The 22,909-nt window shown below is 68.9% G+C and carries 21 protein-coding genes and 3 pseudogenes; 15 read left to right on the top strand and 9 right to left on the bottom strand.

Annotation, left to right across the window (positions count from 1 at the left end; translation table 11 throughout):
* Positions 1 to 739 precede the first annotated feature (739 nt).
* Positions 740 to 1,090, bottom strand: a complete 351-nt coding sequence (locus tag AB0G56_RS25660) for a hypothetical protein (RefSeq protein ID WP_360973147.1) — start codon at positions 1,088 to 1,090, stop codon at positions 740 to 742.
* 502 nt (positions 1,091 to 1,592) lie between these two features.
* Here AB0G56_RS25660 and AB0G56_RS25655 point away from each other — a divergent pair.
* The 3 genes and pseudogenes from AB0G56_RS25655 to AB0G56_RS25645 all read left to right on the top strand — a co-directional run.
* Positions 1,593 to 1,802, top strand: a pseudogene (locus tag AB0G56_RS25655) (aminoglycoside phosphotransferase family protein); the annotation flags it as partial.
* Positions 1,803 to 2,058: 256 nt separating this feature from the next.
* Entirely contained in the window at positions 2,059 to 4,038 is a 1,980-nt protein-coding gene (locus AB0G56_RS25650) for a protein-arginine deiminase family protein (protein WP_360973145.1), read from the top strand.
* Positions 4,039 to 4,631: 593 nt separating this feature from the next.
* The gene (locus AB0G56_RS25645; RefSeq protein WP_360973143.1) at positions 4,632 to 5,060 is read left to right on the top strand and encodes a VOC family protein; all 429 of its coding nucleotides are present in this window, start codon (positions 4,632 to 4,634) and stop codon (positions 5,058 to 5,060) included.
* Between the two features lie 30 nt (positions 5,061 to 5,090).
* Here the strand turns inward: AB0G56_RS25645 and AB0G56_RS25640 are convergent, their stop codons facing one another.
* The 3 genes from AB0G56_RS25640 to AB0G56_RS25630 all read right to left on the bottom strand — a co-directional run bounded on the left by AB0G56_RS25640 (position 5,091) and on the right by AB0G56_RS25630 (position 6,303).
* A complete protein-coding gene (locus tag AB0G56_RS25640; protein ID WP_360973141.1) occupies positions 5,091 to 5,378 on the bottom strand; it encodes a hypothetical protein in 288 nt (95 codons plus the stop codon).
* An 18-nt stretch (positions 5,379 to 5,396) separates the two neighbouring features.
* Positions 5,397 to 5,537 (bottom strand): hypothetical protein, encoded by a 141-nt coding sequence (locus AB0G56_RS25635; protein ID WP_360973139.1) that lies wholly within the window; start codon positions 5,535 to 5,537, stop codon positions 5,397 to 5,399.
* Positions 5,538 to 5,829: 292 nt separating this feature from the next.
* On the bottom strand, positions 5,830 to 6,303 hold the full coding sequence (locus AB0G56_RS25630) for a cupin domain-containing protein (RefSeq protein WP_360973137.1): 474 nt from the start codon (positions 6,301 to 6,303) through the stop codon (positions 5,830 to 5,832).
* Positions 6,304 to 6,360: 57 nt separating this feature from the next.
* Here AB0G56_RS25630 and AB0G56_RS25625 point away from each other — a divergent pair, with 57 nt between their 5' ends.
* From AB0G56_RS25625 to AB0G56_RS25615, 3 genes are all read left to right on the top strand, one after another.
* A complete protein-coding gene (locus AB0G56_RS25625) occupies positions 6,361 to 6,540 on the top strand; it encodes a ribbon-helix-helix domain-containing protein (protein WP_360973135.1) in 180 nt (59 codons plus the stop codon).
* A 1-nt stretch (position 6,541) separates the two neighbouring features.
* Positions 6,542 to 6,886: a VOC family protein gene (locus tag AB0G56_RS25620; protein ID WP_360973133.1), complete on the top strand. Its 345-nt coding sequence runs from the start codon at positions 6,542 to 6,544 to the stop codon at positions 6,884 to 6,886.
* A gap of 478 nt (positions 6,887 to 7,364) precedes the next feature.
* Positions 7,365 to 9,032: an MFS transporter gene (locus AB0G56_RS25615; protein WP_360973367.1), complete on the top strand. Its 1,668-nt coding sequence runs from the start codon at positions 7,365 to 7,367 to the stop codon at positions 9,030 to 9,032.
* 291 nt (positions 9,033 to 9,323) lie between these two features.
* Here the strand turns inward: AB0G56_RS25615 and AB0G56_RS25610 are convergent.
* Positions 9,324 to 10,325 (bottom strand): annotated as a pseudogene (locus tag AB0G56_RS25610) (IS5 family transposase).
* Between the two features lie 340 nt (positions 10,326 to 10,665).
* Positions 10,666 to 11,385 carry a TetR/AcrR family transcriptional regulator gene (locus tag AB0G56_RS25605; RefSeq protein ID WP_360973131.1) on the bottom strand — a complete coding sequence of 240 codons (720 nt, stop codon included), beginning with the start codon at positions 11,383 to 11,385 and terminating at the stop codon, positions 10,666 to 10,668.
* A gap of 163 nt (positions 11,386 to 11,548) precedes the next feature.
* Here AB0G56_RS25605 and AB0G56_RS25600 point away from each other — a divergent pair, with 163 nt between their 5' ends.
* From AB0G56_RS25600 to AB0G56_RS25565, 8 genes and pseudogenes are all read left to right on the top strand, one after another.
* On the top strand, positions 11,549 to 13,201 hold the full coding sequence (locus AB0G56_RS25600; protein ID WP_360973129.1) for an amidohydrolase: 1,653 nt from the start codon (positions 11,549 to 11,551) through the stop codon (positions 13,199 to 13,201).
* Positions 13,202 to 13,252: 51 nt separating this feature from the next.
* Entirely contained in the window at positions 13,253 to 14,902 is a 1,650-nt protein-coding gene (locus AB0G56_RS25595; protein ID WP_360973127.1) for an ABC transporter substrate-binding protein, read from the top strand.
* The gene (locus tag AB0G56_RS25590) at positions 14,902 to 15,849 is read left to right on the top strand and encodes an ABC transporter permease (protein WP_360973125.1); all 948 of its coding nucleotides are present in this window, start codon (positions 14,902 to 14,904) and stop codon (positions 15,847 to 15,849) included. The genes AB0G56_RS25595 and AB0G56_RS25590 overlap by 1 nt, the downstream gene beginning before the upstream one ends.
* Positions 15,846 to 16,778, top strand: coding sequence for an ABC transporter permease (locus AB0G56_RS25585; RefSeq protein ID WP_360973123.1), 933 nt, complete (start codon positions 15,846 to 15,848; stop codon positions 16,776 to 16,778). The genes AB0G56_RS25590 and AB0G56_RS25585 overlap by 4 nt, the downstream gene beginning before the upstream one ends.
* Positions 16,775 to 17,776, top strand: a complete 1,002-nt coding sequence (locus AB0G56_RS25580; protein WP_360973121.1) for an ABC transporter ATP-binding protein — start codon at positions 16,775 to 16,777, stop codon at positions 17,774 to 17,776. Before AB0G56_RS25585 ends, AB0G56_RS25580 begins: the two co-directional genes overlap by 4 nt.
* On the top strand, positions 17,773 to 18,585 hold the full coding sequence (locus AB0G56_RS25575; protein WP_360973119.1) for an ATP-binding cassette domain-containing protein: 813 nt from the start codon (positions 17,773 to 17,775) through the stop codon (positions 18,583 to 18,585). The genes AB0G56_RS25580 and AB0G56_RS25575 overlap by 4 nt, the downstream gene beginning before the upstream one ends.
* Positions 18,586 to 18,629: 44 nt before the next feature.
* Positions 18,630 to 19,019 carry a transposase gene (locus AB0G56_RS25570; protein WP_360973117.1) on the top strand — a complete coding sequence of 130 codons (390 nt, stop codon included), beginning with the start codon at positions 18,630 to 18,632 and terminating at the stop codon, positions 19,017 to 19,019.
* A 100-nt stretch (positions 19,020 to 19,119) separates the two neighbouring features.
* Positions 19,120 to 19,233, top strand: a pseudogene (locus AB0G56_RS25565) (IS5/IS1182 family transposase); the annotation flags it as partial.
* 351 nt (positions 19,234 to 19,584) lie between these two features.
* Here AB0G56_RS25565 and AB0G56_RS25560 read toward each other — a convergent pair.
* Both AB0G56_RS25560 and AB0G56_RS25555 read right to left on the bottom strand, forming a co-directional pair.
* Positions 19,585 to 20,517 carry an alpha/beta hydrolase gene (locus AB0G56_RS25560; RefSeq protein ID WP_360973115.1) on the bottom strand — a complete coding sequence of 311 codons (933 nt, stop codon included), beginning with the start codon at positions 20,515 to 20,517 and terminating at the stop codon, positions 19,585 to 19,587.
* Positions 20,510 to 21,790: an MFS transporter gene (locus AB0G56_RS25555; protein ID WP_360973113.1), complete on the bottom strand. Its 1,281-nt coding sequence runs from the start codon at positions 21,788 to 21,790 to the stop codon at positions 20,510 to 20,512. Before AB0G56_RS25555 ends, AB0G56_RS25560 begins: the two co-directional genes overlap by 8 nt.
* Positions 21,791 to 21,878: 88 nt before the next feature.
* Here AB0G56_RS25555 and AB0G56_RS25550 point away from each other — a divergent pair, with 88 nt between their 5' ends.
* The gene (locus AB0G56_RS25550; protein WP_360973111.1) at positions 21,879 to 22,469 is read left to right on the top strand and encodes a TetR/AcrR family transcriptional regulator; all 591 of its coding nucleotides are present in this window, start codon (positions 21,879 to 21,881) and stop codon (positions 22,467 to 22,469) included.
* Positions 22,470 to 22,567: 98 nt separating this feature from the next.
* Here the strand turns inward: AB0G56_RS25550 and AB0G56_RS25545 are convergent.
* Positions 22,568 to 22,909 (bottom strand): zinc-binding dehydrogenase (locus tag AB0G56_RS25545; protein WP_360973109.1); only part of this gene is annotated, 342 nt, incomplete at its 5' end.

The raw sequence follows: 22,909 nt of genomic DNA, 5'->3' as shown, positions 1-22,909 counted from the left end.
GGACACGAGCCCCTGCCACCGCACTGCCGACAATTCCGCTCGTCATCTCGGATGCCTCGTGATCGCCGACCGCCCCCGAAGACCGTCGACAAACGCTGTTCCTGGAAATCAGCGAAGTCGGCCCGTTATCAGCGATCCCCGTTGAAGAACAAGCTCATGCGGCTGTTCCGCGGTGTGCTGCCTCGTCCGGGTCGCCGTGCGGCCGTGTCAGAGCGTCGTCCACCGTCGGCTGACGGCTGCGCTCCGTCTCGTCCAGCTCCCAGTGATGCTCGCATTCCTCACATCGAGGGCCGGCCTCGCCCGGCTCGAACACCTCGCCGTTCGGGCAGTCCGTGCCGTCGCCGCGGCCCACACACGCTTCCCTGTCTTCCCCCATGTGTCGACCGTGGCGTGCCTCCCCAAGGTGTGGGAGAGGGCCTCGGGGGCGCACAGGCGCTTACCACTGGCACGACGCCTCAGAGCACGCCGACAACAACGCCGGATCCTGGCCGAGTTCGCCGGCGGCCACGCGGACCGCACCTGGGACCAGCGCATGCGCGCGAACTCATCCACCCCGACCTGCTCATCCTCGACGACTTCGCCCTGCGCCGGCTGTCCACGCCCCCCAAGCGCCCCGAGAACCTCACCCGACAAGCTGCCGAACACCTGACCCCCCCCGCCCGGTAGCTGCGTTTCCTTCCAGGGACAGCAGCCGATGACCGACTCGTGGCGGGGCACGGCCAACCAGCCCGGCCCGGGTTCACAGCCACCGTTGGGCCGCTTCGACGCTGTCACCGCCGCTGGTGTTGAACGCGACCGCGGCCTTCGGTGCATATCGTCGGACCAGGTTCACGACCTGCTCGAACAGCGGCAGAAGAGGTTCCGGCTTGCGAATCCCGCCACCGATGACGACGACGTCCCACTCGCGTTCGGACAGTGCCGCGATCACCGTGGGCTCCGCCGACTCGTCCAGCGCGATCAGTGTCATGGAGGCATCGATGGCATGGGCACCAAAGCGTGCGAGCTCCTGGTCGAGGGCCGCGCGGATGGCGCCCCCGTCCATACCAGGCACGGTGTTCGGATCGACTCCAAGAATGAGAACGGTGGGCATGGCAGGGAAGACGATCAGCTGCCTGCGCTGGTTCCCCGACACGCAAACCGCCGCCAGAGCGACAGCACCGCCAGGAGGACGGACGGCCACTTGGGCAACTGCATGACCACAACCCCTGGGGGATCACGTGAACGTCGACAGGCTCACCTCTGCCGTCCGTGATGCCAGCGGAGCTGGGTTCGAGGACGGTGGGACTGGCGGTGGTGTGCGTGCTGAGGCTTTCGCCGTCCTGGGTCGCTGAACGGGCTCGCGCAGGGGCACGGAGCTGTTCAGCCGGCCGCCCGAGTTCGGCTGCCGTGGCAGGCGAGGGGTCGTTGAGTCCGCTGTGCACAGCCGTCGGGTTCTTCAGGAAGCGCCGGGGCACGGCCACAAGGAGCCCTTGCGGCAGAGCCCGCAACGCGGCGAACCGCCCGGCACCGCGCTACGCGCGCACCCGGCACCGCGCTACGCGCGCACCCGGCACCGCGCTACGCGCGCACCCGGCACCGCGCTACGCGCGCACCCGGCACCGCGCTACGCGCGCGCCCGGCACGCCTGTCTCCTGGCGCTGAAGGAGCACGGCTTCGACACGGCTCCGGCCCCTGTCGGTCTCACTGCGGACGGCCGCGAGCAGATGACCTTCGGCCCGGGCGACGTGGGTCTACCGCCGTTCCCGGACCGGGCCATGACGAAGACCGCCCTCGAATCGGTGGGGAGTCTGCTGCGGCGCCTGCCCCGGACCGGGATCAGCCCGGGCTTCGGAGCACCCCGGTCTGGCGCCTGCCCCGGGCCATGATCCGCCCGGCCCTCGGCCCACCTTGGGCTTCGGACCGGCGGCCGGGCATGGTCCCGCACCGGAACGGCGTTTCGAGCGGCGGCCGTTGAGCGAGTACGGCCGACTGTGCCCCGTCCGCCCGCCGCCCAGCCCCTGACCTCTCGCTGACAGCGGCCTGACAGGAATCGCAAACCGCTCTGTGAGCATGCGTGCCATGAGACACCACACCCGCGGCATCCTTCTGACCGGTGCCCTGAGCGCCGGCCTCCTCGCTTCGGCCCTTCCCGCCGCGGCCGTCGGCACACCGCTCGCCGGCCTCCGGGCGGAGCAACCAGCCGAAGCCGGCCCGGACCTGCTTTTCCTCCCCAACATCGACGACGACGCAGGCGCGTGCCGGGCCCGAGCCCACTCCCTGGTCGAGCAGGCAGTGGAGCGCGAGGCCGCCAACGACGATGCGCTGTACGAGAAGCAGACCGAACTGGAGAAGGAGCCCGATCGGGAGAAGGCCGAGGCGGAGTGGGCGCAGGCGGTCCGCGACCACCGTAGGGACCAGAACAAGACCGACCGCGACCTCGCGGCCTGCAACGATGCCGCCGACGACATCGTCAACGGCAGAGGCGACGAGGCTGACATCGCCCGGTTCCGCACGCGTTCCTGGGCCGGTGCCCCTGCTTCCGCGAGTGGACGGATCACGATTCCGGCCAAAGACGCCCATCGGATCCGGCTCTTCGTGCACCGGCCCGGCGGCTCGGCACCGCTCGGCTGGGAGACGGTCGGCCCGCAGACCCGTCTGACCGCGCAGGAGCTGCGGCGCGGCGTGGAACTCGGCGTCGAAGGCCTCGACGTGATCAGGGATGCCGCGGACTGGGACGGTCGCACCAGTGTCACGCTCACCGTCACCGCGGACGGTGCCAGCGCGTCGGCACACCTGAGGCTGCGTCAGGCCCCCGTGCTCACCCAGCTCAACACCGCCCCGGTTCAAGAGGTGTTGCGGGCCGCGACTGCCGAAGGCGACACCTACGCCGAGGCCTTCGTCAGGGAGCTGGATGCCGCACTGCCCGACGGCGGGGTGACGTCTGACTCGCGCGCCCTCGACACCAAGGGCGACGCCTGGGCCCAGGACATCTTCGAGCCGGGCTACACCGCGATCCCCGGTCCGGACGGCCGCCCGCACGGTATGCGGGTCCTCATCACCTCGGTCAACGACGACCGGCGCGTCGCCGCCCGCACCGCCTTCACGGAGTTGGCCGGACACGACGTGGCCGCCGTCCACATCTCCCACGTCCCCGACGTGAACGAGAACAGCAGTTACGACTCGATGGGCAACCTGGAAACAGTGCCGCCGAGCCCCGGCAACCCGCACGGCCGCGTCGTGATCGGCGGGAACGGCCTGGCTCCGGGGGAGAGCGGTCCCGCTCCCGAGATGCTGTCCTTCCTGCGCGCTCAGGGAATGCAGGACCCGATTTCCCTGGACACCTCATGGCTGACCATCGGTCACGTCGACGAGTTCGTGCAGTTCCTTCCGGTACCCGGCAGCAGGCTCGGCTGGCGTGCCGTGGTCGCGGACCCGCGTGCCGGTCTCGCCCTCCTGCGCGATGTCCAGAGGAAGGGCCATGGCGGTGACCTCCTGCACGGAGGCCTGCCCAAGCTGGAGTGGCCGTACGACGGACGCATCGACCAGCGCACCATCGACGGCTTTCTTGCCGACACCCAGTTCACCGGCACCAACGAGCGGGCGGCCGAACGGATCGACACCAACATCGCCGTGCTGAGGGCGAAGGCCGGTTTGACCGATGCCGAAATCATCCGCGTCCCGGCCCTCTTCACGGCTCGGTCTCTCGACTACGCGATGCTCGAGGCAGAGATCCGCGGCATGGAGGACGGGCCGGCCAAGGACGTCAAGCAGAAGCAGCTCAAGGCGATGCGGGACAGTGTCGCCGAGATTCCCGGCACCGCCAACGGGCTCGTGCTCAACGGCGGCCGCTATGTCGCCCCCAAGCCATACGGCCCGATCGTGGACGGCAAGGACATCTTCGCCGAGGCGACCACCGCTGCCTTCCGCAGCACCGGCTATCGGGTGAGCTACGTGGACGACCTCATCGATGTACACGTCAGCGAGGGTGAGATCCACTGCGCCACCAACACCCTCCGGGACGTCTTCAGCTCCGGGGCCCGCTGGTGGCGCGACCGCTGAACCGTCCTGGAGGGGCCCGGCTCCGCCGGTCGGCCAACAGCCGCACCCGTACCACGCCGTGCTGCTCTGCCGAGTCGTCGAGCCCGAGCTTGACCCTCCCACGGATCTCGGGTGGTCGAGACGTCGGCTACCGAGGGTTCTCCAGGACTTCGACCGGGGGATGCCGTGCTGGTCCAGGAGCGGCTGGAAAGCGGTCGGCAGTCGTGGTGATGGACTTTCCTCCGCCGGTGGCAGGCCGCCGAGGCGTTCGACGTGCACGGCGATGGCCGTGAGTACGCGTTGGTGGCGGGCATTCTGCTAGGGCGCGTATTGGGTCGTGATCAGCAGAGCCGTGACGAACCGCTATGACGCAACGGCGGCTCGATCCGCGGGCGGACACGGCCAAGAAACGATGTTGCCCCCGCCTGTGATGGTCACTAAGATCGGTCGGGTGACTGCCGGGTCGGCCATGTGCCACGCACGAGTGAGGGTCCCGGCCTCGGCGTGAGCACGAGGCGGGCAAGAGGCCCGCCCCCCTTCTCCGCGTCTTAGCTCCCTGCGCCCGTATACGGCGCCCCATTCCAGCGGATCCCAAGACCGGAGACACACCACTGATGTCCTATGACCAGCAGTACCCGCATGAATCCGAGCTGTCGGCGGCCGGCGTCCAGCTGAACCACACTGCCATCTACGCAAGCGACCGGCACCTGTCTGCCGAGTTCCTCGCCGCGGTCCTGGGCTTGAAGGTCGGCGCCCCGTTTGGGCCGTTCCTGCCCGTCGACCTTGGCAACGGCGTGACGCTCGACTACTACGAGAAGAGGGACGAGCCGATCCAGTCGCAGCACTACGCCTTCCTCGTCCCTGACGAGCAGTTCGACGCCGTTATCGCCCGTCTGGAGGTGGTCGGGGTCACCTACTACGCCGACCCCAGCCACACCGAACCCGGCCAGATCAACCGTCTATTCGGTGGTCGCGGCGCCTACTTCGACGACCCGGACGGTCACAACATGGAGGTCATGACGCGGCCTTACGCCCGCCCTTAGTGGTCGGCGCCGGAAGCCTTCGGGGGTTGATCATGCGGTGAGGCGGAACGAGGATTCTTCCTGTTGATCGGCGGTGTGCCGGTCGAGCCTGGCCAGCAGATCGTCCAGGTCAGAGGTGGTGAACTTCCACTGGAAGGGCTGTGCCGTGGCGTTGTAACGGTCTTCGAAGGCTCGAAGCCGGTCCCCGTCCTGGGCAAGGTCGGTGAAGTCGTTCGGCGAGACGACCTTACGCTGCGCGACGGAGAAGTAGATCTCCACCTGGTTCAACCACGAGGCATGGACCGGGGTGTGGACCATCACCGCGTTCGGGAACGCCACAGCCAGCCGGTCGGCGGCCTACGTGTCGCGGTGGGAGGAGCCGTTGTCGACGATCCACAACACGCGCTCGGCGCTGACGTAGGGTTCAACGCTCATGACCTGGGCGACCAGGTTCATGAACGGGTCGATACCGTTGCGGGGTTCGGTGCGGCCGAACACCTTCGCCTGGTGGACGTCGTAGGCGGCCAGGTAGGCCAGGGCACCGCCGCGGCCGTAGGTGTGGCTCGCCCTCGGTCAGTCGGCTTCGGCTTGGCCGGTCTCTTTTCGGCCCGCGGCGGCGCTTGCACTTCGTGCAGGCCACTTCGTTGGTCCGGTGCAGGACGATGCCGTGCGTGATTTTTGGCGATGCGTTCGCTGCGGGTGGCGACGGCGTCGCGTGCGATTTCGCGGATGAGAATCGACCGGGCTGGGGTGCTGCCGCCGGTGCGGTTGTGGAGGCGGTGGTCTTGCCTTACCAGGCAGGGCTGGTGACGAAGTGGGTGTCGTAGCGGTGTTGCTCGGTGAGCAGGCTGTCGCGGCTGGCTTCGCCCCGGCGGATCCTGGCCACCTGCCGAAGGTAGTCGAATCGTTCGATGCCAGGGGTGATCACGATCAGGGCATCGGCGGTGTTCTCCGGGGCGGCGCGGAAGGCGTGGTCACAGCGCGGTGGGATGACCAGGAAGTCACCGGAGCCGGCGGTGATGACCTTCGATCCCACAAGCACCTGGAGCGTTCCGTCGATGACGAAGAACAGCTCGGAGGAGTGGTCGTGCCGGTGTGGGACCGCGCCGTCGGCGCCGCGGGCGAGTCGGATGCGGTGGGCGCTGAGAGCCCCGTTGCTGGCACTGGCGTCAGCCAGTAGGCAGTGGCCGATCTCGGGCAGTTGCTCGGCGTCGCCTGCGCGGACGACAACCGGGTCGTGTGGATCGGCTGCAAAAACAGACATGCTTGATCCTTCCCATGAGGCTAGTATGCTAGCAATCTAGCGAGCTAGTATCGTCCTATGGGTGATACGGAAGTCAAACAGTTCAACGTGTATCTGCCGCTGGGGCTGATCAGGCAGGTCAAGCATCACGCGATCGAGACGGGGATGTCGTTGTCGGCGCTGGTCGCAGACGCCTTGCGTGCCTACCTCGACGACGCCCATGGGCAGCGGCAGTCCTCTTCCGGAAAGGAGTCATGACATGGCAACCGAAGGGTTCGAGGCGGTGTTCGTGGAGACCCACAACTGGGGGAAGAGCGCCAAGTTCTTCCAGGAACTGGGTTACGAGTTGGAGACCTCCACCGGCGACGGCTCCGGCGTGTTCCGCAACGGCGAGGGTCCTTATCTCGTCGTTGTCGAGATCCCCGAGGACCGGGAGCCCGGCGTGCAGGTCGCGCTGAAGGTGTCCGATGCGGACCTGTTCCGTCCCGATCCGGCCGTGGAGGTGGTCACCCCGTTCCAGGACACGCACTACGGGACCCGGGAGATGACCGTCCGGGACCCCGACGGGCGGCTGTGGAGTCTGCAGGCTCCTGCCAAGAGCTGACATTTTCCCTCTCGTCTGGGTGGGCTGATTCACCTCGGCCGATGGTGCCTGCGGTCCGCCCGGTGAATCCTGCGGCAGTGACGGGTTTCGCCCTGCCGGGGCAGTGGCCATTGCGCCCGCAGGAGGTTCAGCAGGGTGCTGCTGAACCTCCTGTTCGTGAGCACAGCCTGATCGAACCGCCGAGGCGAACTCCGAGGAACGGCACCGGCTATGCCATGACGGAGACCGAACGCGACCGGCCATCGAGCCGACGAGCAGCTTCGCGGGCTCCTGGAGCAGCCCGTGCAAGCGCCGTGAGTCGCCGGGGTGCTCGCCTTCCCTGTCAGGCGCTGTCCAGCCTGCCCACAGCCGAGGTCACACGCCTGCGGGCAACGGCGCACGGGAGGGGATCCGTACGCGGGTACCGGGCGAGGACATCTGGAGCAACAAGACGTGTTGGGCCCACACGGTGGCGGCGCTTCCGTCACTGACCGTGGGGATGCGAGGAGCGAAGGATGGGATACGAATGAGCAGATGGCGTGGCAATCCATGGGCGGTACTGCTGACGCTCAGCCTGGGATTCTTCATGACACTGCTGGACCTGACGGCCGTCAACGTCGCCATCCCCAACATGATCGGCGACCTGCACGCGTCGCTGGACGAGGTGTTATGGGTGATCAATGTCTACATCCTCGTCCTCGCCGCACTGCTGATCACGTTCGGCCGACTGGGCGACGTGCGCGGGCCGCGCACCATGTTCATCGGCGGTGTCGCGCTGTTCACCGTGGCATCGGTGCTGTGCGCCCTGGCCCAGGATCCGGCCCAGCTCATCGCCACCCGGGCCGTTCAGGGCCTGGGTGCGGCGGCGCTGATGCCGCAGACGATGACGATCATCATCGGCACGTTCCCGGCCGAGCGCCGGGGCACCGCACTCGGCGTCTGGGGCGGAGTCGCGGGCGTGGCCACGATCGCCGGGCCCACCCTCGGCGGGTTCCTGGTCAGCACCGCCGGCTGGCGGTGGATCTTCTTCGTCAACGTTCCGATCGGCGCGATCGTCCTGGCGATGGCCGTCACGCTCGTGCCCGACATCCGGCACGGCACCCACCGAAAGCTGGACATTGCGGGTGTCATACTCGCCGCGGCGACACTGGTATGCCTCACCTTCGCGCTCACCGAGGGCCAGCGATATGACTGGGACACAGGGATCTGGGCGCTGCTGGGCACGGCTGCCCTGCTGCTGGTGCTGTTCCTGATCCACCAGGGCACCCGGCAGCACGGCGAACCGCTGCTGCCCTTCGTGCTCTTCCGCGACCGCAACTACGCGGTCATGAGCTTCGTGTCCGCGACCGTCCAGGTCGGGATGCTCGGTCTGTTCCTGCCGGTGATGATCTATCTGCAGTCGGTGCTGAACTTCAGCGCCCTCACAGCCGGACTCGTGATGGCGCCGGCGATGGTGGTGTCAGCGGTGCTGTCGCCGGTCGCGGGCCGAATGGCGGACCGGATCGGCGGCAAGTACGTCCTGATGACCGGTCTGACCCTGTTCGCGGCCGGCATGGCCTGGCTCACCTGGGTCACCGATGTCGGCCGCGCGTGGTGGGAGTTCCAGCCCGCCCTGGTCACGGCGGGGGTAGGCATCGGCTGCGTGTTCGGCCCGATGGTCACGGTCGCCATGTACAACGTGGAGCCCACGATGGCCGGGGCGGCCTCTGGCGTGATGAACACGATCCGCCAGATCGGCACAGTGATCGGCAGTGCCGCAGTCGGCGCAGTACTGCAGAACCGCCTGGCCGCCTCGCTGCAAGACGAAGCGGCAAAGCGGGCTGCCGGCCTCCCGGCCGACGTCCGCGGCCAATTCCTGGCCGACTTCCGCAACGCCGCCGAGAGCGGTCAGGAAGTCGGCATCGGGCGGAACGGCGCGGTGGTCCACCCGCCGCAGGGAACACCGACAAGCCTGGCCCATCACATCGATCAGGTGGCGGCGTCCACGTTCGAACACGGGGTCGTCCACGCGATGCGGCCGACCCTGGCAGTGCCCATCATGGTGATCGCGGTCGGCGTCGTCTCGTGCTTCTTGGTACGACGCCGACAGGTCGGCAGCCCGCGCCCCGCTCCCGAACCAGTCGACCTCAGCACCTCGGCCTCAACGCGCCCGGAGTTCCTGGGCTGAGGCCGTCGTCGACCGTGGCTGTGCTGTGGTCAGTCGCTCTTGCCGCCTTTGGGGCGACAGCGTCCGGCGGCGGCTGGCCACCCTCGTGCGTCCGCACAGTCGGCTTGTGCGGCTCGGCGGCGGTGCCCGCCTGTCGGCTGTGCCGGGGTGCCACCCCATCTCGACCCGTCCGGCCGCGACCCGTCGGCGCTGGCCCCGACCTCTGACCGGCGCTCAGACGCATGGTCGGCTCCGCAGTCAACCCCCGAAAGACTTCTGAAGCCGACCGCTCAGGGCGTGACAGGGCTGTGATCAAGGGGTGCCTCGGGTGAGGTCTTTGATCCAGATCATCGAGGCTCGTAGGGGGAGGCCGGCGAGGTAGCTGTCCGGGGCCTTGTCGTATCGGGTGGCGATGCCTCGCCAGGCCTTGAGCTTGTTGACAGGCGCTCGACGGTGTTCCTCTCCTTGGAGAGGGCGGCGTCGTGGCTGACGGGGCGACCGCCCCCGGAGCCCTTCTCCTTCCGGTTGGAGGCTTGGGCCTTCTTCTCGGGGATCACTGCCTTGATGCCGCGTTGACGCAGGTGGGCCCGGTTGTCGCGGGATGAGTAGGCCTTGTCCCCGGCGACCGCGTCCGGCCGGGTGCGGGGGCGGCCGACGGGGCCGCGGACCCGTAACTTCTTGAGCACCGGGATGAACTGCGGACTGTCCGCGGCCTGGCCCGCGGTCAGCACGAACGCCGGCGGGCGGCACTTGCGGTCGGCGGCCAGATGGACCTTGCTGGTCTGCCCGGCCCTGGAGCGTCCGAGGAGAGCGGCCTTCAGGCGGACTCTTCACCGACGCCGGATGCGTCGTCGCTCTCCCGCTCGGGATCTGCTTTGACGTCCTGCCCGTTTTGTTCTTCGAGGCTGCCCCCTTTGACGTGGCCTTCTCCTCCTCGGCGGCAGCCTTCTCCAACACGGTGATGACGTCCTCGCCCGGGTGCATCCCGGCGGCATCGTGGTGTGCCCGCGCGGTGGTGGAGTCGATACTGACCAGGGACAGGTCCATCTCACCCCGCTTCGCCGCTTCCGCGATCAGGCCCTCCAGCAGGGCCTCGCAGACGCCGGCGTCACGCCACTGCCGGAAGCGGTTGTGCACGGTCGACCAGGCGCCGAACTCCTGCGGCATCTCCCGCCACTGCCCGCCGGTCTTGAACCGCCAGATCACACCCTCGAGCTGCTGCCGGAGCCGCTCGGGGTACGGGCCGTACTCGCCGATCGGCAGGTACAGCCCGATGAACTCCCACTCTGCGTCCGTCAGTTGCACTCGCGTCACGCAAGAAGATCTATCGGACCAGCCCCACCGCGAGAGCGAATCGCAGATTGATCACGACTCGATACGCGCCCTAGGTGCGGACGCGGACTTGCAGGTCGCCAGGTCGCCAGGTCGCCAGGTCGCCAGGTCGCCAGGTCGGCAGGTCGGAAGGTCGCGGAGTTCTCGCGGGGAAAAGCCCACCTTTCGGGCACTCTCGCGGTGGTGCACCAGGGGCGGTCAGGACACTGTTTCCCTTCGCGTATGCGGAGACAGCCTACGGTCACACCATCGAAGTGGTCCGCAAGCCGTCCCACCGACTCGGCTTCCGCGGTGTCGTCCGCAGCGCTCCCGGCGTGCTCGCTCAGCCGGTGCGCTGCGCACGCTCGATCTTCAGCGCGATCCCGTCCAAAAACGTCTCCAGTACCAGCCGGAAGACCTCTTCGTCATTGCGGAAGAGCTCGGTCAGCCGAGGTGAACTCTGGTGCAGCAGAGGAAACCGATCGGCCGGCAGCAACCCGTACTTGACGGCCCAGGCGGCGTCGTCCTTGGCCTGGGCCTCCGGGTCCAGGGTGAGGAACGCCGCCGAGGACTGGACGAAGGCCAAGGTCAGGTCGAGCAGCGTCCGGTAGCACTCGGCGGCCTCGATCACCGGCAGTCCGGCGCGGTGGAGGACGTCGATTATCTCCTCGACGCTCTTGGTCTCGGCGGGACTGGCGGTGGTGCGTGTCGCACAGAGGACGGCCAGCGCGGGCCGGGCGAGGTGGACGGTGCGGATGGCGTGTGCGGTGGCGCTCAGCCAGTTGCGCCAATGCCGGTGATCCGGTGCTGAACGTGCGGCAAGTGTCAGCGACTCCTCGATCAGGAGGTCGGTCAACGCCAGTACCAGTTCGTCCTTGTCGCGGAAGTGCCGGTAGACGGCTGTAGGGTCCGCGCCCAGTTCCTTGCCGAGCCGGCTGAACGTCAACAGCCCGCCGCCTTCGGGCGAGCACAGCCGCATGGCCGCCTTCAGGATCGCTTCGCGGCTGAGTACCGCTCGCCGCTTGGATTTGGGGCCGGCTGCCGTGGTGCCCTGCTCCGCCACTGCGGTTCCTTCCGTTCAAGGCCGGGGCCATGCCTCCAGGTGAGTGGATCCGATCGTAACCGCAGCACCTTGTCAACGCCATTGACAGTGCTCGTGTCATCGGCTGTGATGTTCGCTCATCCGGCCGAAACAAGTTCCTTTCGAGCTCTCGCACGGAGGTTCAGTGCCCCGCGATCACCACTTCGCCGACCTCGTCTTCAGCGGCGGACCCGTCTACACGGTCGACCCGGCCCGCTCCTGGGCCGATGCGGTCGCCGTCCGCGATGGGCGCATCGTCGTCGTCGGCAGCGACCATGACGTCGCCCACCTCATCGGCGCCGGCACCGAGGTCGTCGACCTCGCCGGAAAGCTGCTGCTCCCCGGCTTCCAGGACGCCCACGTGCACCCCGTCCTGGCCGGAACGACCATGCGCACCTGCGACCTGCACGATCTAGAGGACGCCCAGGACTACATCGACACCGTCGCCGCCTACGCCGCCGCCAACCCCGACCGCGAGTGGATCACCGGCGGCGGCTGGAGCATGGAGGCGTTTCCCGGCGGCACCCCGCACCGCGCGCTGCTCGACGCCGTGGTCCCCGACCGTCCCGTCGCCCTGCCCAACCGCGACGGCCACGGAGTGTGGGCCAACACCCGCGCCTTGGACATCGCCGGGATCACCCACGCCAGCTCCGACCCGCCCGACGGCCGGATCGAACGCGACGCCGACGGCACGCCCACCGGGATGCTTCAGGAAGGCGCCGCCGAACTGGTGACGCAGCACATCCCGGCTGTCTCCGCAAAGGACTTCTACGAGGGTCTCCTCGCAGGCCAGCGCCACCTGCACAGCTTCGGCATCACTGGCTGGCAGGACGCCGCGGTCGGCCCGGGCTTCGGGCCCGGCGACGTCTACGGCGCCTATCTCGCCGCTGCCACGCAGGGCACTCTCACCGCCAGGGTGCGTGCCGCCCAGTGGTGGGACCGGGAAAGCGGGATGGAGCAGCTTCCGCGGTTCCTCGCCCGGCGTGAGGAGGCACAGACGGGGCGCCTGAGCGCGGGCAGCGTCAAGATGATGCTCGACGGCGTAGCCGAGAACCACACCGCCGCCATGCTGGAGCCCTACCTCGACGGCTGCGGCTGCTCCAGCGGCACGTCCGGCCTGGACTTCATCGACCCCGAAGAACTCGGTGGGTACGTCAGCTCGCTCGACGCGGAAGGTTTCCAGGTCCACTTCCATGCCCTCGGTGACCGCGCGGTGCGGAGCGCTCTCGACGCAGTCGAGGAAGCCCTGCGCCGCAACGGCCCGCGCGGCAACCGTCACCACCTGGCGCACCTGCAGCTCGTCCACCCCGACGACATTCCGCGCTTCCGCGAGCTTGGCGCCACCGCCAACATCCAGCCGCTGTGGGCCATGCACGAACCACAGATGGACGACCTCACCATTCCGTTCCTCGGTGAGCCGCGGGCCGGCCGGCAGTACCCCTTCGGCTCGCTCGTCCGCTCCGGCGCGATGCTCGCGGCCGGCAGCGACTGGTCCGTGAGCACCCCCGACGTGATGCTCGGCGTCCACGTCGCCGTCAACCGCCGCGGCCCCGGCGCCGACGACCGTGTCCTCGCCCCGGCGGAGCGCCTCGACCTCGGCAGCGCCCTTGCCGCTTACACGGCCGGCACCGCACGTGTGAACCACCTCGACACCGACACCGGCTCGGTGGAGACCGGGAAGTACGCCGACCTGGTGGTACTCGACCGCAATCCCTTCGCCGGGCCGGCCGACGCCATCGGCGAGACGCGGGTGCTGCGTACCTACGTCGAGGGCGCGCTCGTCCACGCCGCCCGATAGCCCGGGCCGGCAGCCGTCCGGACGCCCTTCCCGTCGAAGAGAGGCACGATCGTGCACAGAACACTCCTGCGTGCCGCGCCCCTTCTCGTGGCGCTCGCCCTGCTCGCCGGCGCCTGTGGCTCCGGTGGCTCCGGCACCGGAGCCGGGGTCACGAGCAACTTCAGCACAGCGCGGGTCTCCACCCCACCCGGCAAGGGTCCGTTGGACAAGTTGACCTGGTACGGCGACTACCGTGCCCCGTACTCCGAGGACCCGCTCAAGACCGCCGACTATCCCGAGGAAACCGTCCTCGGCAACGTCTGCCGGCCGTTGCTGCGCACCGGCCCCGACTACAGCCTCAACCCCGGCATCGCCAAGAGCTGGTCGCAGCCGGACTCCCGGCACCTGGTCCTCGACCTCGACCCGCGCGCCACGTTCAGCGACGGGCATCCGGTCACCACCACGGATGTCGTGTACAGCCTGCTGCGCAACAAGGACCCCGACGAGGCCAGCAACTACGCCGACTCCTACGCCGACGTCACCTCCGTCAAGGCGACCGGCGCCCGCCAGGTGACCATCAGCTTCAGCAGGCCCGACTACGTGTTCGTGCGCAGCCTCGGCATCCTGGCCGGGGCCGTCGTCGAGAAGGAGTTCGCGGTCAAAGCGGGCCCGAACTTCGGCAACGCCGACACCGGGGTGGTCTGCTCCGGTCCGTACACCATCGCCTCCTTCGACGGCACGAACACCATGGTGCTCAAGCGCGACCCCGCCTACTGGGACCGCGCCCACGCAGGCAAGGCCACCACCCTCACCTTCAGGTTCCTCGCCGACCCCTCGGCGATAGCCAACGCGCTGACATCCGGCAGCCTCGACGGCGCCTTCGACCTCCCTCCCTCCACCATCACCCGGCTGAGGAGGACCGCCAACGGAAAGCTCTACGTCGGCGCGACGGGCTCCACCACCCAGAACATCGACCTGATCGTCTCCCGGTTCACCGGTCCCCTCTCCGACGTCCGGGTACGGCAGGCGCTGTCCATGGCCATCGACCGGGACGGCATCGCGCGAACCCTCTTCAACGGCGCGGCCGACCCGCTCTACACCGTCGCCGGCCCGGGCATGTGGCAGACCAGCCCCGCCAGGTCCGTCTACTCCGCCGCCTACCAGAAGCTGGTGCGGCGCCCTGACACCGGCGCGGCCACCGAGCTGGTCGAGAAAGCCGGGGCCACCGGCAGACAGATCAACATCGGCTACGCCGCCGACAGCCCCGCCCAGGCCCAGATCGCCCAGGTCCTCCAGCAGGCCGGCAACTCGATCGGCCTCAAGACAAAGATCACCGGTCTGCCCGACCAGCAGTACGGCAACCTCTTCATCACACCCAAGGCCCGCGCCCCCTACGACTCCTTCCTCACCATCAACTACCTGGAATACCCCGAGGCCGCGAACATGTACGCAAGCTACGCGACCAAGAACGGCGCGCAGAACTTCAACGGCTACACCGATCCCACCGTCGAGGCCGACCTCTCCAAGGCCCAGGGCACACCGGACCAGCGGATACGCGCCCAGTACGTGACCCGGGCCCAGGCGGTCATCGCCAGGGACCTGCCCTGGATCCCCATCGTGGCGCCCCGCGCCCTGCTGTTCCAGAACAAGGCAGTCACCGGAGCCCCCCTGACCTTCTCCTACATGGACAACGCCTGGGCCGCCTCGATGGGTGCGCCCTGATGGGCCGGCTGTTGCTGAACCGCCTCGGCGGACTGGCCACCACGCTCCTGCTGTCGAGTGTAGTGATCTTCGGAAGCCTCTACCTCGCGCCCGGCAGCCCCGAGGACGTCCTGTTCGGCAGCCGCGCGCCGTCCGCCGCCGCCCGCGCTTCGGTCGCCCACCAACTCCACCTCGACCGGCCGCTGCCGGTCCGCTACTGGGACTGGCTGACCGGCGTGCTCCACGGTGACCTCGGCCATTCCATGGTCACCGGTCAGGCCGTCTCCGGCCGCGTCGGGCATGGACTCGGTGTCACTCTCATGCTCGTCGCCCTCACCATGAGCGTGGTCGTGGTGTTCGGCCTCGGTCTCGGCGCCGCCGCCGCGCTGCGGCCGGGCCCGGTGGACACCGCCGCCAACGCCCTGACCTCGCTCTCCGTCACGGTCCCCCCGTTCGTCACCTCCGCCTTGCTGATCTCGGCCTTCGCCGTCCATCTGGGCTGGTTCCCCGCCTCCGGTCTCGGCACCGGCGCCGGCGGCGAGGTCCGGGGCCTGGTCCTGCCGGCCGCCGCGCTCGCGCTCACCAACTGCGGCTTCCTCGCCCGGATCACACGCAACGCGCTGCGCGAACAACTGGCGAAGGAACACGTCCAGACCGCTCTCGTGCGCGGCCTGCCCCGCTGGGCGGTCCTCCGAGACCACGTGTTCCGCAACGCCCTGCCCCCGATCGTCACCGCCGTCGCGCTGCTCACCTCCGGAACGTTCGCCGCCACCTTGATCGTCGAGACCGCCTTCGCCGTTCCCGGCATGGGACAGCTCACCATCAGCTCCGTGGCCCAGAAGGACTTCCCGGTGGTACAGGCCGTCTCACTCCTCCTGGTCGCGGCCTTCGTCATCTGCAACGCCCTCAGCGACCTCGCCCAAGCCCTGATCGACCCGAGACTGCGCAGCACCGGAAGGACCACATGACCGCCGCACCCACCCGGCCCCCCGACACCGCCCCCGCACGGCCGCCCCGCACACGCCTGACCCGGCTACGGACGCTGCTCGGACCGGCCGGCACCGCCGCCGCGGTCTTCCTCGCCATCGTGCTGGTCATCGCGATCGCCGCCCCGCTGCTCGCCCCCCACGACCCCGACGCCCAGTCCGTGCTCGACCCCTACGCCGCGCCCTCCACCACCCACCTGCTCGGCACCGACGGCCTGGGCCGGGACATCACATCCCGGCTGATGTACGGGTCACGCACCAGCCTGATCGGCCCCGTCCTGGTCGTGGCCGTCGCCCTGCTCGCCGGCATTCCCCTCGCCCTCGCCGCCGCCTGGTCCGGCGGGGCGGTGGCCGCCGTCATCGCCCGCCTCTTCGACCTCGTCTACGCAACTCCCGGCCTGCTGCTGGCGGTCATCGCAGTGGCCCTGTTCGGTCCCGGCCTGGCCCCGGCCGTCGCTGCCCTGTCGATCGCCTACGTCCCCTTCCTGGCCCGCATCGTGCTGGCCGCCGCCCGACAGCAACGGGTCAGCCCCTACGTCGACGCGCTCACCGTCCAGGGCTTCGGCGTGCTGCGGATCACGCTGCGCCACATCCTGCGCAACATCACCCCGGTGGTGCTCGGGCAGACCGCCATCGCGTTCGGCTACGCACTGCTCGACCTCGCCTCCCTGTCCTACCTGGGCCTTGCCGTCCAGGCTCCCACCCCCGACTGGGGCGTCATGGTCAGCGACAGCAACGCCCTGATGGGCGGCTACTGGCTGCCGATCCTCGCGCCCGGGGTGCTCATCGTGCTCTGCGTGCTCTCGCTCACCGTCCTCGGCGCCCGTATCAACGGCGAGCGCCCCCAGCCCTACCTGCGCCGCCGCGCACAGCCCAGGATGCGCAAAGCCCTCACCGGAGCGCTCTCATGACCGCCACACCGCTACTGGAACTCAGTGACTTCACCGTGCGCCTCGCCGGCGACGACCCAGGGGCCGACGCCCACAAGACCGTACTCGACGACATCAACCTCACCCTCGCCCCCGGTGAAGCCCTCGGCCTGGTCGGCGAGTCCGGATCCGGCAAGTCCATGACCGTGCGCGCCATCACCCGGCTGCTGCCGCCGGGCACGCGACTCGACGGCACCATCAGCTTCGACGGCAAGGAGGTCGGCGCGATGGACGCCGGCGCGCTGCGCGGCTACCGCGACAACGGCGTCGGTGTCGTCTTCCAGGACCCTCGCGCACACATCAACCCCACCCGCCGCATCAGCGCCTTCCTCACGGAAGCCCTGGTCCGCAACCGCGGCGTCCGTCGCAAGGAAGCCGAGGCCCGGGCCGCCGCCGTGCTGGCCGAGGTCGGCATCGACGACCCGGTACGGCGGCTGCGGCAGCACCCGCACGAGATCTCCGGCGGCATGCTGCAACGCGTCATGATCGCATCAGTGCTGCTCGCCGAACCCCGGCTCATCCTCGCGGACGAACCCACAACCGCCCTGGACGTCACCATCCAGGCCGAGGTCGTCGGCATCCTCGACCGACTCCGCCGCGAACGCGGCCTCGGGATGGTCTTCATCACCCATGATCTGGACCTGGCCCTCGCGGTCTGCGGCCGGGTCGCCGTGATGTACGCCGGCCAGATCATCGAACTCCGCGAAGCAACCGAACTGCACACCCGCGCTGCCCACCCGTACACCCTGGGGCTCCTCGGCTCGCGCCCCTCGATCGAGCAACGGGCCGAGCGTCTCGATGCCATCACAGGACGCCCGGTGTCGGCCTTCGAGGCCGGGAACGGCTGTGCGTTCGCGCAGCGTTGCGCCCACGTCCAACCAGCGTGCCACGCGGTGCGGCCGCGACTGGAACCTTTCCACGGCGGCCTGGTCCGTTGCCACCGGGTCACCGAGATCAACGCCCGGGAGACAAAGTCATGAGCGCTGACGCGGTATCGGTCACCGGCCTCAGCAAGACCTTCCGCGTTCCGGACGGCATGAGCGGCCACACCCACCACACAGCCGTCGACCAGGTCACATTCGCCATCGAGCCAGGAGGCTCACTGGGCATCGTGGGCGAATCCGGATCGGGCAAGACCACCATCGCCCGCATACTCGTCGGTCTGGAACGGGCCAGCGCCGGCAGCATCGCCGTCCTCGGCCGCGACCGCACGGCCCCAGCCCGGCGCTCGGCGGAACGCGACCGCAGAGCGCGGGAGATGCAAATCGTCTTCCAGGACCCCTACACCTCGCTCGACCCCAGCCAGAGCGCCCAAGCGGCGGTCGACGAGGTACTGCGCCACCACACCAAGCTGACCACCGGCCAACGGGCGGCCCGGCGCGCCGAACTGGTGGACCAGGTCGGCCTGACCGAACGTCAGGCCACGGCCCGCCCACGCGAACTCTCCGGCGGCCAGCGCCAACGCGTCGCCATCGCGCGAGCCCTCGCCGCTGAACCCCGCGTCCTGATCCTGGACGAGGCCGTCTCCGCCCTGGACGTGTCCATCCAGGCGCAGGTCCTCAACCTGCTCGCGGACATCCGCTCAGCGACGGGCATCGCCTACCTTCTGATCTCCCACGACCTCGCGGTGGTACGGCAGTTGTGCGACACCGTGCTGGTGCTGCGCCACGGAAGGGTGGTCGAACACGGTGACTGCGCACAGGTCCTGGACACCCCGGCCGAGGAGTACACACAGGCGCTGCGTGCCGCTGTCCCGGTGGCGGGCTGGCGCCCTGGACCTTCCACCTGACTGCCGGCGCTGCCAGTGACGCGCCGGGTGGGAAGGATGTCGCTGTGCCCAGCCCATATCCCGAGGAGTTCCGCGCGAACGTCGTGCGGGTCGCGAGGAACCGCGGCCCGGGTGTGCCAATCGAGCAGGCGGCCGCCGACTTCGGAGTCGACGCGGTGACGCTGTCGAAGTGGATGCGCCGCGCGGACATCGACGCCGGGGTGAAACCCGGAACGACCACGCAGGAGAACGCAGAACTACGGATCGCGCGTCAGCGGATCAAGCTGCTGGAGCAGGAGAACGAGGTCCTGCGCCGGTCCGGGCCGCAGCTCACCTGTCGCAGACCGATCTGCCGGTACAACCGCTGGTGGAGCGTGTTCGGCAAAAGGCGCGGCAGGTCCAGAAGGACCAGGCAGTGTCTTCAATTGATCTCGGGTGGTGGACCACGGTCATGATACGTCGTCATGAACTGACCGATACGGAGTGGGAGTTCATCTGCTGCGGGCGGCCCGGACTCGGGCGGGCGCGGCCGGTGTCATCGGCTGGCTGGTGTCGGTCGACTCCACCGTCGTCCGGGCCCACCAGCATGTGGCGGGAGCCCGAAAAAGGGGGCTCCGCAGTCCCGGTCTCGGCCGCTCCCGAGGCGGACTGACCAGCAAAACCCACCTGCCCTGCGGGCATGCCCGAGCGGCGCGCCCACGACTATGTGCGCAACGGCTTGACCACCTTGTTCGCCGCGTTCGATGTCGCCACGGGCGAAGTCATCACCGCCTCGCCTCCGTCGGCCGGGCCGCGAGCGCGGCGGAGGCCGTCACGTCGTGGGGCACACAAGATCCAGACCCTGGAAGCAGAGAGCCGGGCATGGTTCAAGGACTGGAATGAGGACCCCGAACCGCTCATCTGGACCAAGACCGCCGAAGAGATCCTCGACTCCCTCGCCCGCTTCTGCCGACGGATCTCCGGCGCAGGACACTGGCCAGGGGTGCGGGCGCCGGTTCTCCCACATGCTTCCGCCCAGTCTCAATCGTCTTCGGTGATGAAGTCGGTCAAAGCGGCAGCGACGGCTTCGGGCTGTTCATCGGGGATGAAGTGTCCTGCGTCCGGCACGACGATCCCGGTGGCGTGGTCGGCCCACGGCCCGATGGAAGCTGCCATGTCGGGGATGGAGCCGTGGCTGCTGGAGATCCCGAGAACCGGGACCGTCAGGCGCTGTTGTTCCAGCGCCTCGTGGTTCTTCTGCGCCGACTCGGCGGCGTCCCGGTAGTAGGCCAGGGATGCACGGAGACCGCCGCCGGCGGCCACGGACGCGGCGTATTGCTCGATTTCGGCGTCGTCGAAGGTGTCAGAGGAAAGGGTCTTGACCTTCAGGAACCAGCCGACGTACTCCCGCTCGCGGCCGGCGAGCAGTGCCTCGGGCAGGTCGGGCACGAGGTGGAAGGCGAAGTGCCAGGTCTTCCACGCCTGCTCGGGGTCGGTCGGAATGGCGTCGGGGAGTGTGATGCCCGGGATCCCGGCGTCGAGCAGTGCCAGGCCACGCAGCTGGCTCTGGTACTTCAAGGCGAGGGAAAAGGCGACCCACGCGCCGATGTCGTGGGCGACCAGCCAGTATGTCGAGACTCCGAGCGCCTTGACCGCGGCGTGGACGTGCGCAGCGACCGTGTGCGTGTCGTAGCTGATGTCCGGGCGTTCGGAGTGGCCCTGGCCCGGCAGGTCGATCGAGATGACTCGGAATCGGTCGGCCAGGTTCGGCATCACCTTGCGCCATGCCCACCAGGTCTGCGGGAACCCGGCGAGCAGCACGACGGCTGGACCGTCCGGCCGGCCGCCCTCGACCGCGTGAAGCCGGACGCCGTCCGCGTCGACCCAACGGTGGGTGAAACCGGCCAGGTCGGGCAGCGGCAGGTCACGGACCGGGTTGCCGGAGACGCGTGGGGTGCTTGCGGGATCATTCATGATTCTCCTCCACTGGTGTGAGGTGTGTGGACGGTCTGCTGAAGGTGTGAGGTGTGTTGGTTGGTTCGGTGCGTCGGCCGAGGGCGAGGCCCACGAGCGCCGTGGACACGACGAGAGCGGCGAGCATGGTGCTGGAGACCCGTGTCCCGACGGCCTGATCGGCGAAACCGAGCAGCAGGACCGGGACGACGAGCCCGGAGTAGAGGAACAAGAAGTAGGTTGCATTGAGCTCGGCTCGATTGCCGGGATCGGACAGTGCGTCGGTGACGCTCAGACCATGTCGGAACAGCGTTCCGACTGCCGCGCCGGCGAAGACAGTGCCGACGATGAAAAGCGGCACGGAGTGGGTCCACAGCGCGGCCTCGATGACGATCATCCCCACGACCAGGAGGGCCGTCCCCATGTCGCGTCGCACAAGGGCCGCAGGCGTGACGATCTGCGCCAGCAGCGCGCTGATGAACAGCGCGCCGACACCCACGCCGATGACGGCGAAGTTCGACACACCCAGGTCATCGCGCAGGAACGCAGGAGCCAGCGAGGAGAAGAACCCGTTGACGCCCGAGGAGGCCGCGACGAGCACGCCGCTGGCGACGAACGACCGCACCCGGCTCGCTCCGTCGGGAAAGACGGGGCGACGGATACGAGGCTGCCGGCACGCCGTTCGGTCTGCGGTCTCTTCTGCGGTCTCGGGGATGACCAGCCAGGAGACGCCGGCGACGGCGCACGTCGCCAGGTAGCACCAGAACACGGTGTGAGTCGGTGCCGTGACGCATTGTGCCAGGACGCCCGCGGCGACGACGCCGAGACCTAGGCCGCCGATGTTGGCCGCGGTGCTCAGCACTGCTGCCGTCCTGCGCCCGCGCACGAGTTCCGCGATCGCCGACGTTGCCGTCGCGGTGATGAGCCCGGTCGCCACGCCGCTCAGCACACGCGAGATCAACAGGACCGTGAGGCCGTCCGCCAGTGCGAATCCCAGAGTGCTCAGCGCCGTGAGGGCGAGCGACAGCGCGAGAACGGGACGGCGGCCAATGGCGTCGGACAGTGAACCGGCCACGAGTAGGGTGCCGACGACTCCGACGACGTAGGCGATGAACACGGCAACGGTGGTGAGCGGTCCGAAGCCGAATTGCGAGGCCCACAGCACGTACAGCGGGATCGTCAGCGTTCCGCCCGCCATGACGACGGTGTAGACGGACGCGATGGCGCCGACCGCGAGCACGCGGTGCGCGTGTCGCTGCGCTGTGCGGTTTGCGGGGTGTCCGGCCTTGATCATGCCTTCACCCTACCCCATCTTGAACTGGTCGGTTCAAGATGAGAGGATGGTCTCCACCAGGAAGGGCAGAGCAAGAGGGAGGTGCGGCATGGCAGGCAAGAAGCAGTTCGACATCGCCACAGCGCTCGATGCCGCGATGATCCAGTTCTGGCGGGCCGGCTACGCGGACACGTCGGTGGACGACCTGTCCCGGGCGACCGGGCTCAACCGCAGCTCCATCTACTCCTCCCTCGGCGACAAGGACACGCTCTTCATGCGCTGCCTGGATCGCTACACCACGCGTTACGGAGACAGGTACGACGCCGCGTTGTCCTGTGCCGCCGACCAGCCCCTGGCAGCCGCGCGGGCGTTCTTCGACATCACCCTGGAACGCATCGCGGACCCCGGTCTGCCCGACGGATGCCTGGTGGCCCAAACTGTCATGGCGACCCCGGTGCTGAGCCCGAGCGTGGCGGCGCATGCACGGGAGGCGATCGGCTTCCAGCACACCCGGCTACGCGCCGCGCTGAAGGCCGGCCGACTGGACGACGAGGCGGCCGAGTCCTTCGCGACCCACCTCGCGGCCGTGAACCAGTCCCTCGCCGTCATGAGCAGAGCCGGAACGAGCACGGAGCAGCTGCGCGCCATCGTCGACGTGACCCTCGACGCACTTGCGCACACTCTCGGCGCGAGCGACTGAGATCTGCCCGGCAAAAGCGCGCCACCGATCCCGACACACATCAGGCCCCGAAACGCCGAAGTCGGTAATCCTGGTCGCTGAGTTCACCTTGTGTCGGTTCACAGTGCGACCACGATTTTGCCGTGCACGTGCCTCTCGGCCTGCGTCGTCACGGCTTCGCGAATCCGCTCGACCGGGAAGGTCGCCGCGATCGGCACCGTGATCTCGCCAGAATGGATTGCGTCGGCGATCCGCTCCAGGGTGCCCGGGGCCGCGTCGAGGGCGCCCAGCTTGCGCACACCGGGCGGCGGGGCGGGGCCGTCGGCCACGACGGTGATCCGCTCGGGTGCCACGCCGAGCTTGAGTGCGGTCTCGGCCACCTCCCTTCCGAACAGGTCGGTTGCGGCGGTGATCCCCTCGGGCGCCAGGGCCCGCACCCGGTCCGCCAGACCAGGACCGTA

The organism is Streptomyces sp. NPDC021356, assembly GCF_040641015.1.
In the GTDB taxonomy this organism is placed as follows: Bacteria; Actinomycetota; Actinomycetes; order Streptomycetales; family Streptomycetaceae; genus Streptomyces.
This window is presented reverse-complemented; position numbering and strand designations above follow the sequence as displayed.

Bases quoted from the DNA above. Each gene is read 5' to 3' on its own strand.
- AB0G56_RS25560 (WP_360973115.1), bottom strand. From the start codon at position 20,517: ATGAATGATCCCGCAAGCACCCCACGCGTCTCCGGCAACCCGGTCCGT.
- AB0G56_RS25615 (WP_360973367.1), top strand. From the start codon at position 7,365: ATGCGAGGAGCGAAGGATGGGATACGAATGAGCAGATGGCGTGGCAAT.
- AB0G56_RS25625 (WP_360973135.1), top strand. From the start codon at position 6,361: ATGGGTGATACGGAAGTCAAACAGTTCAACGTGTATCTGCCGCTGGGG.
- AB0G56_RS25630 (WP_360973137.1), bottom strand. From the start codon at position 6,303: ATGTCTGTTTTTGCAGCCGATCCACACGACCCGGTTGTCGTCCGCGCA.
- AB0G56_RS25650 (WP_360973145.1), top strand. From the start codon at position 2,059: ATGAGACACCACACCCGCGGCATCCTTCTGACCGGTGCCCTGAGCGCC.
- AB0G56_RS25645 (WP_360973143.1), top strand. From the start codon at position 4,632: ATGTCCTATGACCAGCAGTACCCGCATGAATCCGAGCTGTCGGCGGCC.
- AB0G56_RS25555 (WP_360973113.1), bottom strand. From the start codon at position 21,790: ATGATCAAGGCCGGACACCCCGCAAACCGCACAGCGCAGCGACACGCG.
- AB0G56_RS25620 (WP_360973133.1), top strand. From the start codon at position 6,542: ATGGCAACCGAAGGGTTCGAGGCGGTGTTCGTGGAGACCCACAACTGG.
- AB0G56_RS25550 (WP_360973111.1), top strand. From the start codon at position 21,879: ATGGCAGGCAAGAAGCAGTTCGACATCGCCACAGCGCTCGATGCCGCG.
- AB0G56_RS25590 (WP_360973125.1), top strand. From the start codon at position 14,902: ATGGGCCGGCTGTTGCTGAACCGCCTCGGCGGACTGGCCACCACGCTC.
- AB0G56_RS25575 (WP_360973119.1), top strand. From the start codon at position 17,773: ATGAGCGCTGACGCGGTATCGGTCACCGGCCTCAGCAAGACCTTCCGC.
- AB0G56_RS25580 (WP_360973121.1), top strand. From the start codon at position 16,775: ATGACCGCCACACCGCTACTGGAACTCAGTGACTTCACCGTGCGCCTC.
- AB0G56_RS25585 (WP_360973123.1), top strand. From the start codon at position 15,846: ATGACCGCCGCACCCACCCGGCCCCCCGACACCGCCCCCGCACGGCCG.
- AB0G56_RS25660 (WP_360973147.1), bottom strand. From the start codon at position 1,090: ATGCCCACCGTTCTCATTCTTGGAGTCGATCCGAACACCGTGCCTGGT.